Source organism: Gluconobacter sp. Dm-44 (assembly GCF_018256175.1).
Taxonomy (GTDB): Bacteria; Pseudomonadota; Alphaproteobacteria; order Acetobacterales; family Acetobacteraceae; genus Gluconobacter; species Gluconobacter cadivus.
Genome location: NZ_JAERLZ010000008.1, coordinates 51,222 through 65,205, shown reverse-complemented (window position 1 = coordinate 65,205; position 13,984 = coordinate 51,222). Strand labels below are relative to the sequence as shown.

Annotated in this window: 15 protein-coding genes; 11 read left to right on the top strand and 4 right to left on the bottom strand. The window is 56.7% G+C overall.

Going from position 1 to position 13,984, the window contains the following annotated elements:
- Positions 1–124 precede the first annotated feature (124 nt).
- Both JK213_RS10505 and JK213_RS10500 read right to left on the bottom strand, forming a co-directional pair.
- Complete coding sequence (locus tag JK213_RS10505; protein ID WP_249200534.1) at positions 125–1,018, bottom strand: hypothetical protein; 894 nt, start codon at positions 1,016–1,018, stop codon at positions 125–127.
- A 253-nt stretch (positions 1,019–1,271) separates the two neighbouring features.
- Positions 1,272–2,042 (bottom strand): helix-turn-helix domain-containing protein, encoded by a 771-nt coding sequence (locus JK213_RS10500; protein ID WP_211571430.1) that lies wholly within the window; start codon positions 2,040–2,042, stop codon positions 1,272–1,274.
- A gap of 163 nt (positions 2,043–2,205) precedes the next feature.
- Here JK213_RS10500 and JK213_RS15880 point away from each other — a divergent pair, with 163 nt between their 5' ends.
- From JK213_RS15880 to JK213_RS10455, 9 genes are read left to right on the top strand one after another with little or no spacing between them, the layout of a single operon-like run.
- The gene (locus JK213_RS15880; protein ID WP_249200532.1) at positions 2,206–2,622 is read left to right on the top strand and encodes a hypothetical protein; all 417 of its coding nucleotides are present in this window, start codon (positions 2,206–2,208) and stop codon (positions 2,620–2,622) included.
- Between the two features lie 54 nt (positions 2,623–2,676).
- Complete coding sequence (locus JK213_RS10490; RefSeq protein WP_211571429.1) at positions 2,677–3,063, top strand: hypothetical protein; 387 nt, start codon at positions 2,677–2,679, stop codon at positions 3,061–3,063.
- Positions 3,060–3,602, top strand: a complete 543-nt coding sequence (locus JK213_RS10485) for a hypothetical protein (RefSeq protein WP_211571428.1) — start codon at positions 3,060–3,062, stop codon at positions 3,600–3,602. Before JK213_RS10490 ends, JK213_RS10485 begins: the two co-directional genes overlap by 4 nt.
- Positions 3,602–4,795 (top strand): hypothetical protein, encoded by a 1,194-nt coding sequence (locus JK213_RS10480; protein ID WP_211571427.1) that lies wholly within the window; start codon positions 3,602–3,604, stop codon positions 4,793–4,795. The genes JK213_RS10485 and JK213_RS10480 overlap by 1 nt, the downstream gene beginning before the upstream one ends.
- A gap of 1 nt (position 4,796) precedes the next feature.
- Complete coding sequence (locus tag JK213_RS10475; RefSeq protein ID WP_211571426.1) at positions 4,797–6,356, top strand: hypothetical protein; 1,560 nt, start codon at positions 4,797–4,799, stop codon at positions 6,354–6,356.
- A 3-nt stretch (positions 6,357–6,359) separates the two neighbouring features.
- Entirely contained in the window at positions 6,360–8,693 is a 2,334-nt protein-coding gene (locus JK213_RS10470) for a DotA/TraY family protein (RefSeq protein ID WP_211571425.1), read from the top strand.
- An 11-nt stretch (positions 8,694–8,704) separates the two neighbouring features.
- Positions 8,705–9,133, top strand: coding sequence for a hypothetical protein (locus JK213_RS10465; protein ID WP_349291796.1), 429 nt, complete (start codon positions 8,705–8,707; stop codon positions 9,131–9,133).
- Between the two features lie 48 nt (positions 9,134–9,181).
- Complete coding sequence (locus tag JK213_RS10460; protein WP_211571424.1) at positions 9,182–10,195, top strand: thiol:disulfide interchange protein; 1,014 nt, start codon at positions 9,182–9,184, stop codon at positions 10,193–10,195.
- Positions 10,192–10,719 (top strand): hypothetical protein, encoded by a 528-nt coding sequence (locus tag JK213_RS10455; RefSeq protein WP_211571423.1) that lies wholly within the window; start codon positions 10,192–10,194, stop codon positions 10,717–10,719. The genes JK213_RS10460 and JK213_RS10455 overlap by 4 nt, the downstream gene beginning before the upstream one ends.
- A 33-nt stretch (positions 10,720–10,752) precedes the next feature.
- On the opposite strand, the gene JK213_RS10450 is transcribed toward JK213_RS10455, so the two are convergent.
- The gene (locus JK213_RS10450) at positions 10,753–11,052 is read right to left on the bottom strand and encodes a hypothetical protein (protein WP_211571422.1); all 300 of its coding nucleotides are present in this window, start codon (positions 11,050–11,052) and stop codon (positions 10,753–10,755) included.
- Positions 11,053–11,126: 74 nt separating this feature from the next.
- On the bottom strand, positions 11,127–11,450 hold the full coding sequence (locus tag JK213_RS10445) for a hypothetical protein (protein ID WP_211571421.1): 324 nt from the start codon (positions 11,448–11,450) through the stop codon (positions 11,127–11,129).
- 552 nt (positions 11,451–12,002) lie between these two features.
- Between JK213_RS10445 and repC the strand changes: the two genes are divergently transcribed.
- On the top strand, positions 12,003–13,247 hold the full coding sequence (repC, locus tag JK213_RS10440) for a plasmid replication protein RepC (RefSeq protein WP_211571420.1): 1,245 nt from the start codon (positions 12,003–12,005) through the stop codon (positions 13,245–13,247).
- A 52-nt stretch (positions 13,248–13,299) separates the two neighbouring features.
- Entirely contained in the window at positions 13,300–13,584 is a 285-nt protein-coding gene (locus JK213_RS10435; protein ID WP_211512124.1) for a DUF2312 domain-containing protein, read from the top strand.
- Positions 13,585–13,984: the final 400 nt, after the last annotated feature.

The following is a 13,984-nucleotide window of genomic DNA, read 5'->3' as shown; positions in this document are numbered from 1 at the left end:
GCGATGTCTCCGTGGAACGACAGCGGGGCTGCGAAGGGCATTTCAAACCTCATGATGACGGTGTCATCGTCACCGTGACCGCTTGATCTGCGACTGAAGCTGAAAAAATGGAGAAACTTGCGGATTAATCGCCCGAGCGCATGACGGCGGTCTGCTGGTGCAAACGGCTGATTCGGCGGCCGTTACGGCGCGTGCTCCAGAAATAGAACCCGGCCTTGCCGAGGCATTCCCGGCGCACGTAATCCATCTTGCTCAGATAGACCTCGTATAGCGCAGGATCGAAAGTTTTTCGGATGTCTTTCTTGGAGCGGCGCGGCAGATGGAGCCAGCCGGACTGACTGACGATGGTGCGATCGGTCAGGAGAAAATCCTCGGCCACAGCGTCAGGGGACTGGTGGGCGAAATGCCGCATGGCCAGTTCGTGCTGCATCTCAACGGACCACCGGGTGGTGCAGGCATTCCGGCTGAAGCCGATGATCAGCCCGGTTGGTGAGTTCCGGACCTGCCATCTGCGGCCGCGACGCTCTTCTGGCGTCAGGCGCGAGGCCTGTTCCCAGGTCAGAACGACGGATGGGTCGGTAGGAGTGGCGGAATGGTCAGTGGCAGGGCGAAGGCTGACGAGCTTTCGTTGCAAGCTGCGGACACTGCGGCCCATTTGCTTGGCAATGCGCTGTAGCCCGACCCGACGCTCGCGATGTGCGAGAAGAGTGGCAACGTCGGTATCAGTCCAGACGACCTCGGCATAGCGCTCTCGTGTAGGCAAACCGAGCGCAGCGCGCTTCTTGCGCACCGCCATGACTGTGCGGTTGAGGCGTTTTGCTATGGTAGGAAGATCTTCACCTTCGGCCCATGCGCGGCTCAACCGGTTGATGTCGAGAAGAGACCACACCCGAGGTCCACTTCTGAGCGGGGTACGCTTGAGAGGAAGCCCTTCCTCTCGCGCAATGGCTTCGATTTTCAGGCGGCTTATGAACAGTGCGGCCGCAATGTGCGCGACGTTTACACCCTGAGAGATCATCTTCCTCAGCAGGAGATTGACTTGATCGGCCGGTCTAAACGGCGCGAGCTTCGATGAAGCAGTGCTGTCTTTAACTCTGCTCTGAAGCAGCAACCCTGAATCGAGATAGGCCTGGGGAGACAGGGCAAATGACGAGGGCAGAGCAGCAGACATCGATAGGGACACCGTTATCGTTACAAACGGTATCCTTATCTAATGATGATATACAAAACACAACATAAAACTTCTCTAAACGATAATCTTATCGTTTATGTTAGTTTATGATATCTTTCGTGACGCGCTGTAAGACGTCTAATTTCTCAAAGAGTATCTTTGCCTGTTCAGATGTAGAGAGAACTCCACGGTAGAGTCCCCGAACACGAAAGAGCGCGAAAGAGGCATCCTCCTTTGGGAATCCTGCGAATAGCAATGCTGTCGGTACGCGCAGGGCCGTTGCTATTTTTAAGAGGGTGTCGAGATTGGGATTTCTCATTCCGATCTCAATGAGATGGATTGCGGGCGCGTGAAGCCCGCTAGCGGTAGCCAAATCAGCACCGCTCAGGCCTCTGGCCAGTCGAATGTCGCGTATTCGTTCGCCAAGTTCTACGAGAACTGGCTGTCTCTTGTCGGGCGGAACTTTTTTAGCCTCGTTAAGAGTATGGTCTGTTTTAATCTTTTCCAATTCTGAAAGGATTTCGAGAAATGAAGATCTATTTTTTTTAAATATCGTACTAAGAGAAAGGCAGGTCTGTAGCTCTTCGTCAGACGCTTGTCCGTCTAGTGGTAATGTTTCATGCCTATCCGGAGGTAATATATTTCGGGGTATTTCTTCAAATCCTTGAATTAGTTTCCATAGAGAGGTGTAGGCAGGCGCCTTACCTTTTTCTATGTTTTGAACTGTATTGACTGACAGGCCACTCATAAAGCAAACCCTCACAACATTTAGTTCACGTTTTTCCCGAACCTCGCGTACTCTATCGCCTAACTCAGTCAGATATCCTTCAACAGAATCATCATTTACCTGCGTCTCTGTTTTCTTGTTCATGGCTAATTCTCTCTCTCGGCAGGCTTACGCACCAGACTTCGGGTTCGGATACTGCAAAATACCCATGAGAGCGCCACTGACAACTAAGTTCGTATTGAACATTTCTCCTCAGTCGCATGTTGATCTCCGATTTTGAATTTTAAGTTCCTTCAGGAGAAATTGAGTGTTTGTAATTTTGCCTCCCGATCTCGTGCAGTCAGTTCCAGCGAGGCCCAAAGCTGTGTTGACGGAAACGGCCTTTGAAATCAGTCATGCGCCCCCGCCTCTTTCTTCGCCCGCCCCCTCGGGGCCGGTCTCTTTGCCACCTCTCGCAATGCCGTCCGCACAATCCGAGCCGCCGAAGGTGCTTCATCACTTCCGCATGATCTCAGGATATGGCCATCAGGTGCCCCTCTCGTTCGCCGTTCGGCAGATCGTGCCCTTACGGGTGCGTGTTACTTACGGTGCTGGCGTTGATCCGGGTGAGGTCGTGGACTGGCGGGGTGGTCGGGAATGGAACAAGGTTCTGGCCACCACGGTCAGTCCACTCGGCGAGCGTATTGAAGTCGGGCGCGTACACGTCACTATTTTGAAGAAATAAGCGTTAGTCGCAGATCGGACTGCTTCTCTGCGGGGGCTTACCCAGGAGAGAGGCATGTCACCAGACGATCCAACACTGTACAGGGAAACCCCGCCGAGTTCTCTGGCTCCCAATCTCGCTCTTGCACACCACAATCTGCTTGAGCATTTCCGTGTCCGGAATGGACACACTTTCGGCACCGACGGGGCGGTCGTCGCCTCTCTGGCCGACCTTCTTGTGTCTTTACCGAACGAGGAGCGACGAACCTTTGTTGTCGACGTGGTCTCGACCGTCAGCTGCGGAGAGGATCTTGTCGCATCTGCGGTCTCCAGCCGTGCTGAACTGGTCGCATGGACGGACAGTCAGAAGCGGGCAGAACTTTCTGCCCGGGTTTTCTCAGAGGACCGTTTGGCGCTTTTGCGCGATCTTCTCGATCCCGAAGAAGAAAGGTCAGCCGCATGAAACAGGCAACCTTTCTGTTTATCGCCGTTGCTTTATCGTTTCCCGTTGGAGCATCTGCCGCAACACAGGGCAGCCAGGCCTGCGCCACCCTGACACAGGCGGCAGCGGACGCCGTCAACGGGCGGATCAAGGCCAACAATGCTTATGAGAAGCAGCCTGAAAGTGTCAGTGGCCTCTCCTGCCTGGACAAGTTTTTCAGTGGAACGGGCCTCAATCTCCTGACGAACATCGCGAACCCCGCAGCGTTGATCAATGACGTTGTCGGGCAGATTGAAGGAGAAATCTGCTCGGCCGCCCAGACCGAATGGGACAATACCGTCGGGGCGGCCCAGCAATGCGGGTTAAGCCTGAACGGGGTGAATGTCGGTCTCGGCCTGTCAGGCGGAAACGGCCTCATGTGCCCCTCCCTAAATTTTGGCGGCAGTGGTCCGCAGCTTGCGGCCGGGAGCCTCGGGAATGGCGACTCAAACGGGTATGTCCGGGGGGAGCCACGTCTGCCAACCGGCTACACCAGCACCTCTCTGGATGGGGTATTCTGATGAAGATCCGCCTCAATCCAACAATCGCAACGATGCTCCTCTGCACGACCGTTCTTGTCGCGATGCCGAAGCCTGCGAACGCGTTCATCGGTGAAGCCGCCGTGGTTGCGGCCATCAGCGGGTTACAAAAATTCACCGGCAACGCGTTGTCTGCCATGACCAAGACGCTGACATCCCAGATTACCAGCTCAATGGAGAGCCTGAGCAACCCGAACTCCGTTAGCTCCATGCTGAACAAGGGTTTCACTCAGCTCAGTAACTACGAAAAGGCGGGTGTCGCCGCCGAGCAGCGTATTGCGGATGCGTCCAATACAGCGATGGCGGAGTTTGCTCGCCGCCAGCAGGATACGACGATCCGCGACGAGCACATGATGAACCCGGAGTTCTGCACAGGGATCGACGGGGCGCAGGCCACCCAGGGCGCGTCTCAGTCAGCCAGAACGGCAACCCGCGCGATTGCGATGATTACGGACAGTCGCGGAGAGGCCGACGCCGGAACGCCGTCTTACTATGGCAAGGGCCAGGGCGTGGCATCGAGCATGGCGCTGCACGGGCGGCGGTATTGCTCGCAGGAGGACGTCACAGCCGGTCTCTGCTCGGCTCTTTCCCGTCTGCCCAACGCTGACCAACGGGCCATTTCCCTGTTCGGGCAGGACACCCTGTCGGCTGACGGCGGTGTGGACGCCGCCAACGATTACAGCACCACACTCATCCAGCCTGTGGCACCGGCTGCACTGCGCGGCGAGCAGCTTACGTCCACGTCCGGACGTGAGGCCGCGTTGCGTCGTCGCGCCTACAACGCCCGTATGTCGCTCTCGCGGTATGTGATGAATTTCATCACCTCGCTGGAGATCCCGTCGATCAACCTGACGGACGTGCAGAAAACCGAGATGCAGGCCGAGGGCATGACTGTCTCGGATCAGGCCTCGTGGCTGACGTCGATGAGCCTTGAGGTCAACCGCCGTGTCTCAGGCGTGATCTGGAACAAGAACCTTCAGCAGATGCCACCCGCAACGGTCATGCGTGAGCTGGCGATCGAGCAGGCTCAGGCCAACTACCTCGCCTTGCAGACTTACCGTCTCGGCCTTTTCCAGTCTTCGCTCGCCGCAACGCAGGTGGCGCAGCACGAGGAGGAAAGCGAGGCCAAGAGACTTGCCCCCATCCCATCCCCAAACGTCAATCCCGGAGGCTGACATGGCCCAGAACGATACGCAGATCCCTGTCCTCGCGGACGTCTTCCAGAGCCTGGAGCGTGTGCGGCCCCAACTTGAGAAGGATGCGCCCCAACTGGCCGGGCAGATCACCCTGCTTGCCCAGAAGCATCAGGATCCGGACCTTGCGGCCAATGAGCGGTTTCGGACCAACGTGGCCTATGTGCTTCAGGACGCCGAGCGTCTGGTCGGACCGGTTCTGCCGCAGGAGAATGGGCTGCGCGAGGAAATGACACAGCGCGCCATGACCGTACCTGGCCTGACGTCTGAGACCCTCAAAGGCTTCATGAGACAGACGCCTGACCTCATGGATCAGCGGCTGGTGGACACGGTGCGCTCTGTGTCGGAGCGCGTCGCCTCCATGGGGGCCGACCAGCAGGGCAATCCGGAGATTGACGAGGGTCTCCACTCTCTGTCTGACCGCGTTGCCAATGCAGCACGGTTCTCGACGCACGACCCTGACGCTCAGGACGTCAGACAGGATGAACAGGCAGACGTCAAACCCGTGGAACCGGCGTCCGAGTTTGATGGAAGCCCTGAGCCACCGCCTTTCGATGAAGTCCCGGAGGCTCCTGATCTGGATTGCGAGAAAGGGCTGGAGGAGAACGAGACTGTCTCTCGGGTGCATCCCCCTGAAGCCGAAGCCGTCGATAATCGGATGCACCCTTCGCCCGGTGGCGGCAACAAAAACAGTCAGCCAGAAAGGGACGGCCGCACTCGACCGCAGGCGCAAGACGCCGGACAACGAGACGGCGCGGCAGGGCAGAAGCCTGACGGTGAAGGCAAAGCCAGACCGACTCAGGATGCAGGGAGCCGTGCGAAGAATGGTTCGTCCCAGAAGGCAGATGAACACCTTGACCAGAAGGACGATGAGAAGGTCGTTTATCAGGTGCGAGGTCCGGGTCTCTTTACCCGTCTCGCACAGGCCATTCGTCCGGAGGTCGTGCAGCAGACCGTCACGCCCGGGTCTAACTGGATGGCCAAGGCGCAGACGATGAATGCTGCCCATGGGCAGCAGGCCGACGCCAACCATCTGGATCAGACCGAGGCTCTCGGCCTGAAGGCGCAGAGTGCTCTGGAAGCCGTGCAGAATACGCCTGCGTCTTCGGTCATGCGGGAAATAGCTGAGGCTGCGAAATCCGAGCCCAACGGCATGGATGGTGTGCTGAGCGAAATGCGGCCGGGAGGTCGGCATGAAGGCCTGCAATCGCGATTTCAAGCCGAGCGGAGCACCAACCAGGCGTTCGCAGCGCAACTGAAGGAGGCGGGTGAGGCAGTCGCGGCCTACGGTGCTCATCGTGAGAAAGCTGCCGATATTGGGGTGCAGCGAGGAACAGAGGCTCAGGTCGAGCAGCGCTTCAACGGCCTGGACAGCAAGATTGGCGAGCTTGCCAAGGGGGTGCCGGGAAAGGAAGCCGGGACCAGCATGGTCGAAGACCTCTCCGAGAAGGCCCGTGAGTTGGTGAAAAAGGCGGTTGAGGCCGTCGCCTCTGTTTTCCGGCCGTCCCCTTCTGCGTCAGCCAGCGCAAGCCCGGGATTATAAGTGATGACTTCTCTCAGACGCTTCAGAAACACGGGTAGGGCGCTCAGCGCCCTGCCCATCTTACTCGCGACAGGGGTGGCTCACGCACAATCGGTCACAGGCAATTCGACGTCTGGAAACTCGACCTATGGCATGACCTGGAACATGCTCGATCCCGGTGATGACTGGGCCGCGACTATGATCAAGTCGGTCTTTCCGGTCTTCGGATCGTCCTCGACGTCCACCGGCGCAGAGGCCACGGTCATCGGGACCATGCTCGGCGATCTATCAGGCTTCGTCATGGCGCTTGCCATGGCCTTTGTCTCTTACGTCATGATGATGAACATGCACCGCTCGGCCGAGACGTCGAAGGTACTTGGATCCAATCAGACGTCTATGAGTATCGTGCGTATGGCTTTTGGCGCCATCATGATGCTTCCGGTTGCAGGCGGCTTCAGTGCGGGTCAGGCCGCGTTCGTTCAGGGTTCGCTCTGGGGGGTCGGTATGGCGAAGACGGTTTATTCGTCCGCCGTGCAGGCGATTGGTCCGGACGGTAAAACGATCGCTCAGCCCATGGTGCCGGGTACGAAAACCATTGTGGCTGGCCTGATCGCCAATGAAATGTGCCGGGATCTGGTCAACCTGGCCTCATCCAATTCCAGCCTTGTGCCGGCGCCGACGGGTCAACGCGTCTGGGCTGTTCCTGGGGTGGATGTTGGTGTCATCACATACCCTTATCAGATGACGACTGGGGACGGTCAGCCAGTTTGTGGCTCTGTGACCATTCAGGCACCTCGGAGCGCAACGAAGATTCTTGGGATCACTGTGGATACGGCTGCCATGCAGCAGCAGATCCTTGATAGTGTTCTGGCTGGCGAGATCCGGCCGCAGGTTCAGCAGGTGGCAAACCAGTTCTGGCAGACCAAGAAGTCGTCCAGTCTGGCACCGCTCGTAACCCTTATGACGCAGGCGACCAATGATTACACCAGCAAGCTGACGGCTAAGGCTGCCAGTATCCGCCAGCAGGTTCAGGCCGCCGTGATGCAGCGGAGCACAAGTTTCCAGGCGTGGAACAGCGGGACGAACGGAAGCGCTGCCAATACCAAGAACCGGCTGGACAGCCTCGGCTGGACGGGCGCTGGGGCCTATTATCTTGAGTTTGCCCGCCTCAACGGAGAGACCATGTCCCTGATGGCATCTACGCCAAGTGTCAGCGCGCCAACCTATGTGGGACTGGGCGAAGACCTTCACGGGGATATAGCGCCCCTGATGCAATCTATTGGCGCACTTCTGGCCAACATCTCCAATATGGTCGCGACGCAGGACGGCATGAATGCTCCAGGTGGCAGCAGTGACCTTTATGCTGGCGTTACGCCAACCGGCGATGGTGCAGGCGTTCTGTCGCAGGTCGCGCGGTCTCTCCACCTGACCGATTACACACTCCAGACGGCCATGGCGTTCATCGAACCTTCAGGTGTTGAAGGTTACTGGACGGATCCATTCGGGAACCTCATGGGATTGGGGAACTGGATGGTCACGACTGCCCTTCTGGTCATGGCGTCCGCAGCACTTCTCAGTTCAGACGCAGGATCTGCGATCACAGCGGCTGGTGCGGCTCTAACTGGTAATTTTGCGGCGGCAACGGGCATTGGAGTCGGGCACGTTGTTGTCAGTTTCCTCAGTACGCCCATTCTATCGGGTGCCATGGCGCTTTTGGTTCCGGGCCTCATGCTGGCTTTCGTGCTGCCAATGGTTCCGTGGATCATGTGGATGGCAGCGGTTGCTGGATGGCTTATCCTGGTGTGCGAAGGTGTGATCGCTGTTCCGCTCTGGATGCTGGCCCACATGACAATGTCCGGGGAAGGTCTGCATGGGCACGCGAAGGCAGGATATGCCCTGATCTTCAATGTCCTTTTCCGACCGACCCTGATGTTGTTCGGGCTTTTCCTCGGCTACTTCGTGTTTGACGCCATGTCCTGGCTGATCCACCAGACATTCGGTGTGGCAGCAGGATTTGTGCTCTCGCATGGCTGGATCGTCACTAATCTGGTTGGCATTGTCGTGATGCTCGGCCTGTACGTAACAGTTCACATTACGCTGGCGCTGATGTGCTTCAGGCTGATTGGTATCCTTCCGGAACGCGTTCCTGCCATGATTGGGTTTCATGAAGGAAGCCGGGTCGATCTGGACCAATTTTCGAGAGATGCGGCTGTCGTTGGTATGGCGGGCACGTTAAAAGGAATTGACAGTTCAATTAAGTCGGTGATGAAAAAAGAGGACGGTCAGGGCAAAGGAAGCCAAGGGGCAGCCGGCAATCGTAAGCGGGTTATTGATACAACACTTTCCAAAACAACCTGAAGGTGGCAGCCGTGAGCAGTGATGGTAGTGGATTAAGCGGATGGGCTGGTTACGCTCTCGGGCGCATGGCAGCGGAAACAGACCTTGAAAACAGGCAGTTTGTGGAACGCTTCCAGCATCGCTTACGGCGCCGCAATGATGAAAATCTTATCGACACCCTCACGGCAAAGGGTGTTGAGTTCCTCGACCATATCAAGTGGCAAGAAGGGATCATGAAAGAGCGTAAGGACCAGATTGCGGCTCTTGAGGCAGATCTGATCCAGGTGCGCTCTGATTTGGAGCGTCAGCGTGCTCTTACGAAAGAATGGGTAACGTATGCCGATGTAGGCGACCGTAACATGGAGCGTCTGCAAAAATGGGCTGATGACGCGGAGGCGTCACTCAAGCAGTACCGCGCCCTCTACGGTCCTCTGCCAGAGACCACAAAAAACGGCTCTTAGTCGCATCTCAGCCCGATAGGGTCTCCTTAATTCTTCAGGAGACCCTTCATGCGTTCTCGTACCTCTCTTTATCTCGCCGCATCGCTGTTCCTGGCAGCGCCGGCAATGGCGCAGACCCAATGCGCTGTTCCTTCCCCACCTGTCCAAACATCAGCACCTCAAAAGGCCGCTTCGCTCGGGCCTCAGCCGACTGACGCGATCCAGCGGCTGGTGCAGGCAGGCAGCGAAATTCTGTGGGCAGAGCCACAGCATGGCCTCCAGACGGGTGTTGCTCATGGCGACAACCAGCTTCTGGTGTTCTTCACGCCGGAAAATCACAGCTTCATCATTGGCGGGACGCTCATTCCCGTCCCCTATGATCGCCTTCACGAGCTGATGGGCAAGCGTGCGACAGATCTTGAGGTCTGGCGCGGCACCAGAGGCATGTTTGTGCGCAATGGCGACCGTTTCCAGGTTGTCTATGCGACGCCAGACGGTCAGGCCGCGATTGCGGGCACAATATGGGATACCGCAGGCAAAAACGTCACAAGGCAGCAGATCCGCTATATTCCAGGGGCCGTTCCCACGGTTCGGATCGACGTCCCGGGAGGTGGAAAGGCCCCGGCCGGTTCGTTGTCCGAGCAGATCTATGCCGGTGTGGTCGGCCAGAAGGGTGCGCCGGAAGTGATCATGTTCATTGATCCGCGCTGCACGTTCTCGATCCGCGCCATGCAGCTCCTTCAGCCCGCCGTTGATAGCGGCAAGCTGCGTCTACGGGTCGTACCGCTTTCGCTCCTGGATTATGAGGATGGCGGCGCAAGTACGCGTTACGCCAAGGCCATGACCTCGCTGCCTGCGGATGCGAGTATGGTTCAGGCCTGGACGTCTGGCGGCCTCTCGAATGTGCTCGATCAACCGTCTCCTGAAGCGCAGTCCCGACTTGATGCCAACATGGCAGCGGCTAAAGCGGTATCGCTGACAGGCACACCGACCTTTTTCTGGAAGCATCATGATGGATCTCTGGGGCGTCTCGACGGCGTGCCTCCAGACCTGAACAAGTTCCTGACGGATGTCAGCCAGTGAGTGGGGCGAACGAAAAGAAGGGAGTCCTGACCAAAACAGGCCGGGCAGCCCGATTTGTCGTAGGTTCTCCATCCGTTGCGGTTGGGGCCACGAGTATTCGCGACGGCTACAGTCTGCTTCGGACACTGTGGGGCATTGTCCGGAGAAAGCCTGAAGCGGAAGACGGGTTTCGCGTTGATGATTCGGGCCGCATCGACATTGTTGCGACGGCAGAAGTGTACGATGTCAGTCCGGCCGCGGTAGAGATCTATCTCCAGAACCAACAAGCAAGGACGTATCAACGTGCCTGGGCCGCAGCCCTCATCGGGGCTTGCCTTCTCGCAGCGTGGATCATTGTGGGCCTCAGCGGGTTATGGCGGAGTCAGACGCTTGTGACTGCGATCGAGATGATGCCGTTCTGGTTCGCGCTGGGGCTCTATATTCTGCAGAATGGGTGGATGAACTGGCAGTTTCGTCAGCGGAGGAAGGCCGGGATGCTGGCCTATATCAGAGAGGCCGACACCCTTTTCCCTCGACGGTCCTGAAACAGGAAGCGGCCCCAGAGGGCCGCTTTTCTTTTAGAAGGTTCCGGGCGGGTGCGTGGAGTTATTATTCGGGCCACCGACGGCCCAGGCCGCGTGCTCATAGTCTTCACGGCCCCCAGAATTGCAGGGATCTTCCACCTTCACGATATGACCTTGCCGGTCATAGACGGGAGGCGCCCAGACGGCCCTGGCTGACCCATAGGCGACGCCCGGCTCGTAGCGAGCGTGTTTGAGCGGGGGCGGTTTCGGGCCGTGACCATGATCGGCTGTGACGTTGCCTGAACAGGCGGTCAAAACGAAGAGGGCTGTAAACGGCAAAAGACGCATAATCATATCTAGATCTAGATCTCGTGAAGGGAGATCAGAGAATTGCGCAGGTCTTTGCGACTTAAGGAAATATCTTTCTTCTAGTCGGGCAGGGAGCTGGAATCTTCTTCGAGGCACAGACCCGCTTCGAGAATGGCAAAACAGTTTAGGCACTCTCGTTTCATATTTTCGCTCTCAATATTCGTGAACGTCATTCTCTCAATTTGGCTGGCAAGGCGTCGAGCTTCTCTGAAACAGAGATAAATTTTTTGCACTTCAGAAGGCGTAACCGCAAAGGATTTGGCAAGTTTTTCGGAGGTTCTTTTGATAATAATCACTAATATATGGAATTCATTCAGAGTTTCTTGTGAATTATAATCGAAATAAATTTTATCAATATTATCTGAAGGAACTTTCGAACCCATCTGACACCTTTTGAACTGCACAATTATCTGAGAAGTAGCGGGGGAATTCGCACGTTAACCTCAATTTTCTTTCTGGCTCGTAGCACGGTCATAAACAAAGAAAAAAGGATTCATTAACGAATTATGAAAAAAAATTAGGAAAGTCCGCTTTTGTTCTTTTTTGACCCTTGCGAGGGTGGAACGGAATCATGTTGCAGATCAAAGTCGCAGATCCTTGTGGTGTTCTCTGAGCGCCAGAGAGATTTTGAATCAGGACCTTTCTTTCCGGCTACAGGGAAAGCATAAAGGCAAATCGCCTATTTGGGCTTGAAGAAGGAATTGTTTGAGTGAGTTAGCCAGAGCCCAGATACGTTTAAGGCCCCGCTTTCACGAGGCCCTAAGAACGTAGTCCCACCGGTTTGGCGACCGGGTGAACTGGATTGAAATTTCTCTGCTGAATTTTCAATCCTACATTTCAGCTTCGAATGCAAGAGTTTCTTGCAAACGGGAGGGGCTTGTTTGAAGGGTTGGAGAGCAGGGCTTCGGAAATCCCGAAATCCTGAGAAGTTTTCCATGACCTATTCGCTTTCGCATGACCCCCATCAGGCCGGGGTGAGACGCATTACCCCGGCCATGATCCTGGCCGAGATGCAGTGTGAGGCCCTGCCCCGCAGCGGTGCCACCAAGGCGCAGATCCTCAGCGCCTTGCATACGGAGCCCCGGGCGCTTGGCCTTCAGCCGCGCCAGTCCGATCTGCTTGGCTTCCTGATCAGCCGCACGAAGCCTGTGGATTGGGAAGATGACAATCTCACCATCTGCTCTGTGCGCAATCGCGACATCTGCGAGCGGTTCGGGATCGAGAGATCCACGGTCAAACGGTGGCTTCGTGGCCTCAGCGAATTAGGCTGGATCATCATGCGCGATAGTCCGAATCAGCAGCGCTGGTTGAGGCGCGACGGCCGCAATGGTGCGATCCTGGAGGGGTACGGGTTCGATCTGTCGCCGCTGTCTCGCCGCTATGATGAGATGCTCCAACGCGTCGAGGCCTTCAGAGAGCGCGAACGCGAAGGAAAACGTCTGCACAAGCGCGCGATGGTCTTAGGCCGCCGCATTACGGCCCTTTGTGCTACGGCCTTGGAGACGACCGCTGACAAGCCGACGGTCATGAGCATCCAGCAGAACGGGCATCAGCTCCTGTCATTGCGTGGCAATGACCACGATCTGGATACCCTGTCGCCGCTGGTTGAGCAGATGGAGGGTTTGGTCGAACGTCTGGAGGCCATGATTGCAGGGGCTGATCCTGTGGAAATAGACCCCATGGGGCGCACGGATGAACCCCACAATACTGATACAAACACAAATAGTATAACTAAAGTTACTGTAAGCGGAGCCGGCTACGCCGGCATTAGCATCGAAAACGAAGTAGTTGGCTCTGACAGTGCCTCCCGTTCCAAGGCCTCACCGCTTCGGGGCTTCAAGGCTGGGCCGAATTTCCTTCTCCAGCTTGTTCCTGATTTACGAGATCTCTGCACCAGCAGTCGTCCACATGAGGCCGAGCTGATCGAGGCGGTTGAGATGCTGACAGGGTCTTTGGGAATATCGTCTCATGCCTGGCGTCAGGCGTGTAGCGTTATGGGCCGATACGAAGCAGCCGTCGCCGTCTGCGTGATTTCCGCGAAGTCCCGCAAAGGGAAAGTGCGGTCGGCTGGTGGCCTGCTCCGCGCCATGATCGAGCGCCACCTTGACGGAACGCTTGCTCTGGACCGAACCCTCTATGGGCTGGCGTCAGATCTTTCGGCCGACCGGACCTATCATTGACACATCAGTCGCAGATTGAGCCTGCAGAATGGGCGAGTGAAAGGAGAATTGTATGTTGGCACATGAAGAACAGGACACAGCACCTGCTGAGACGACCGTTCAGACTGGAGGAATTGCAGCGGATCGGCTGAGATCCATCATTGAACGGGTTGAACGCCTGGAAGAAGAACGAAAGGCGCTGGCCGGAGATATCAAGGACATCTTCAGCGAAGCCAAGTCGGCCGGGTTCGACGTCAAGACCATCAAACAGATCCTGAAGCTGCGGAAGATGGAGCCTGCCCAGGTCGAGGAACAGGAAACCCTTTTGGACATCTATCGCCGTGCTCTGGGAATGTGACTTACTGGTGGTGTGTCCATTGCGGACACACCAAGAAGGAGAGACCAGATTTCTACGCCAGCAATAGCGGCATTGTCCTACCGTGTGGCTATGGTGTCCGGGATTATTGGGATCACTTTGATCTTGGCTGGGTATGCGTGGCTGAAATATCTACAGTCTCGCCCATCCTCATCAGGCCTGTCGTCTGCGGCGGTTGAGCGACTTCTTATGATGATTTTCTGCGGTACGCTCGTCAACATGACTGTTGCTTTCCTTGTCATCTGAAGATGGTTGCCAGCCAACCTTCTCAAGAGTGTTGAATGCGCTGTTCCGCAGAGGACAGTTTTCTGGCCCTTTTGGTTAGTGAGTTGAGCACCATGTCCAACCGGCTCCTGAATGATCGACGGAGGCCTTCCGCTCT

Coding starts and splice junctions, on each gene's coding strand:
- JK213_RS10505 (WP_249200534.1), bottom strand. CDS start 1,018: ATGATCTCTCAGGGTGTAAACGTCGCGCACATTGCGGCCGCACTGTTC.
- JK213_RS10500 (WP_211571430.1), bottom strand. CDS start 2,042: ATGAACAAGAAAACAGAGACGCAGGTAAATGATGATTCTGTTGAAGGA.
- JK213_RS10490 (WP_211571429.1), top strand. CDS start 2,677: ATGTCACCAGACGATCCAACACTGTACAGGGAAACCCCGCCGAGTTCT.
- JK213_RS10485 (WP_211571428.1), top strand. CDS start 3,060: ATGAAACAGGCAACCTTTCTGTTTATCGCCGTTGCTTTATCGTTTCCC.
- JK213_RS10480 (WP_211571427.1), top strand. CDS start 3,602: ATGAAGATCCGCCTCAATCCAACAATCGCAACGATGCTCCTCTGCACG.
- JK213_RS10475 (WP_211571426.1), top strand. CDS start 4,797: ATGGCCCAGAACGATACGCAGATCCCTGTCCTCGCGGACGTCTTCCAG.
- JK213_RS10470 (WP_211571425.1), top strand. CDS start 6,360: ATGACTTCTCTCAGACGCTTCAGAAACACGGGTAGGGCGCTCAGCGCC.
- JK213_RS10460 (WP_211571424.1), top strand. CDS start 9,182: ATGCGTTCTCGTACCTCTCTTTATCTCGCCGCATCGCTGTTCCTGGCA.
- JK213_RS10450 (WP_211571422.1), bottom strand. CDS start 11,052: ATGATTATGCGTCTTTTGCCGTTTACAGCCCTCTTCGTTTTGACCGCC.
- JK213_RS10445 (WP_211571421.1), bottom strand. CDS start 11,450: ATGGGTTCGAAAGTTCCTTCAGATAATATTGATAAAATTTATTTCGAT.
- repC (WP_211571420.1), top strand. CDS start 12,003: ATGACCTATTCGCTTTCGCATGACCCCCATCAGGCCGGGGTGAGACGC.
- JK213_RS10435 (WP_211512124.1), top strand. CDS start 13,300: ATGTTGGCACATGAAGAACAGGACACAGCACCTGCTGAGACGACCGTT.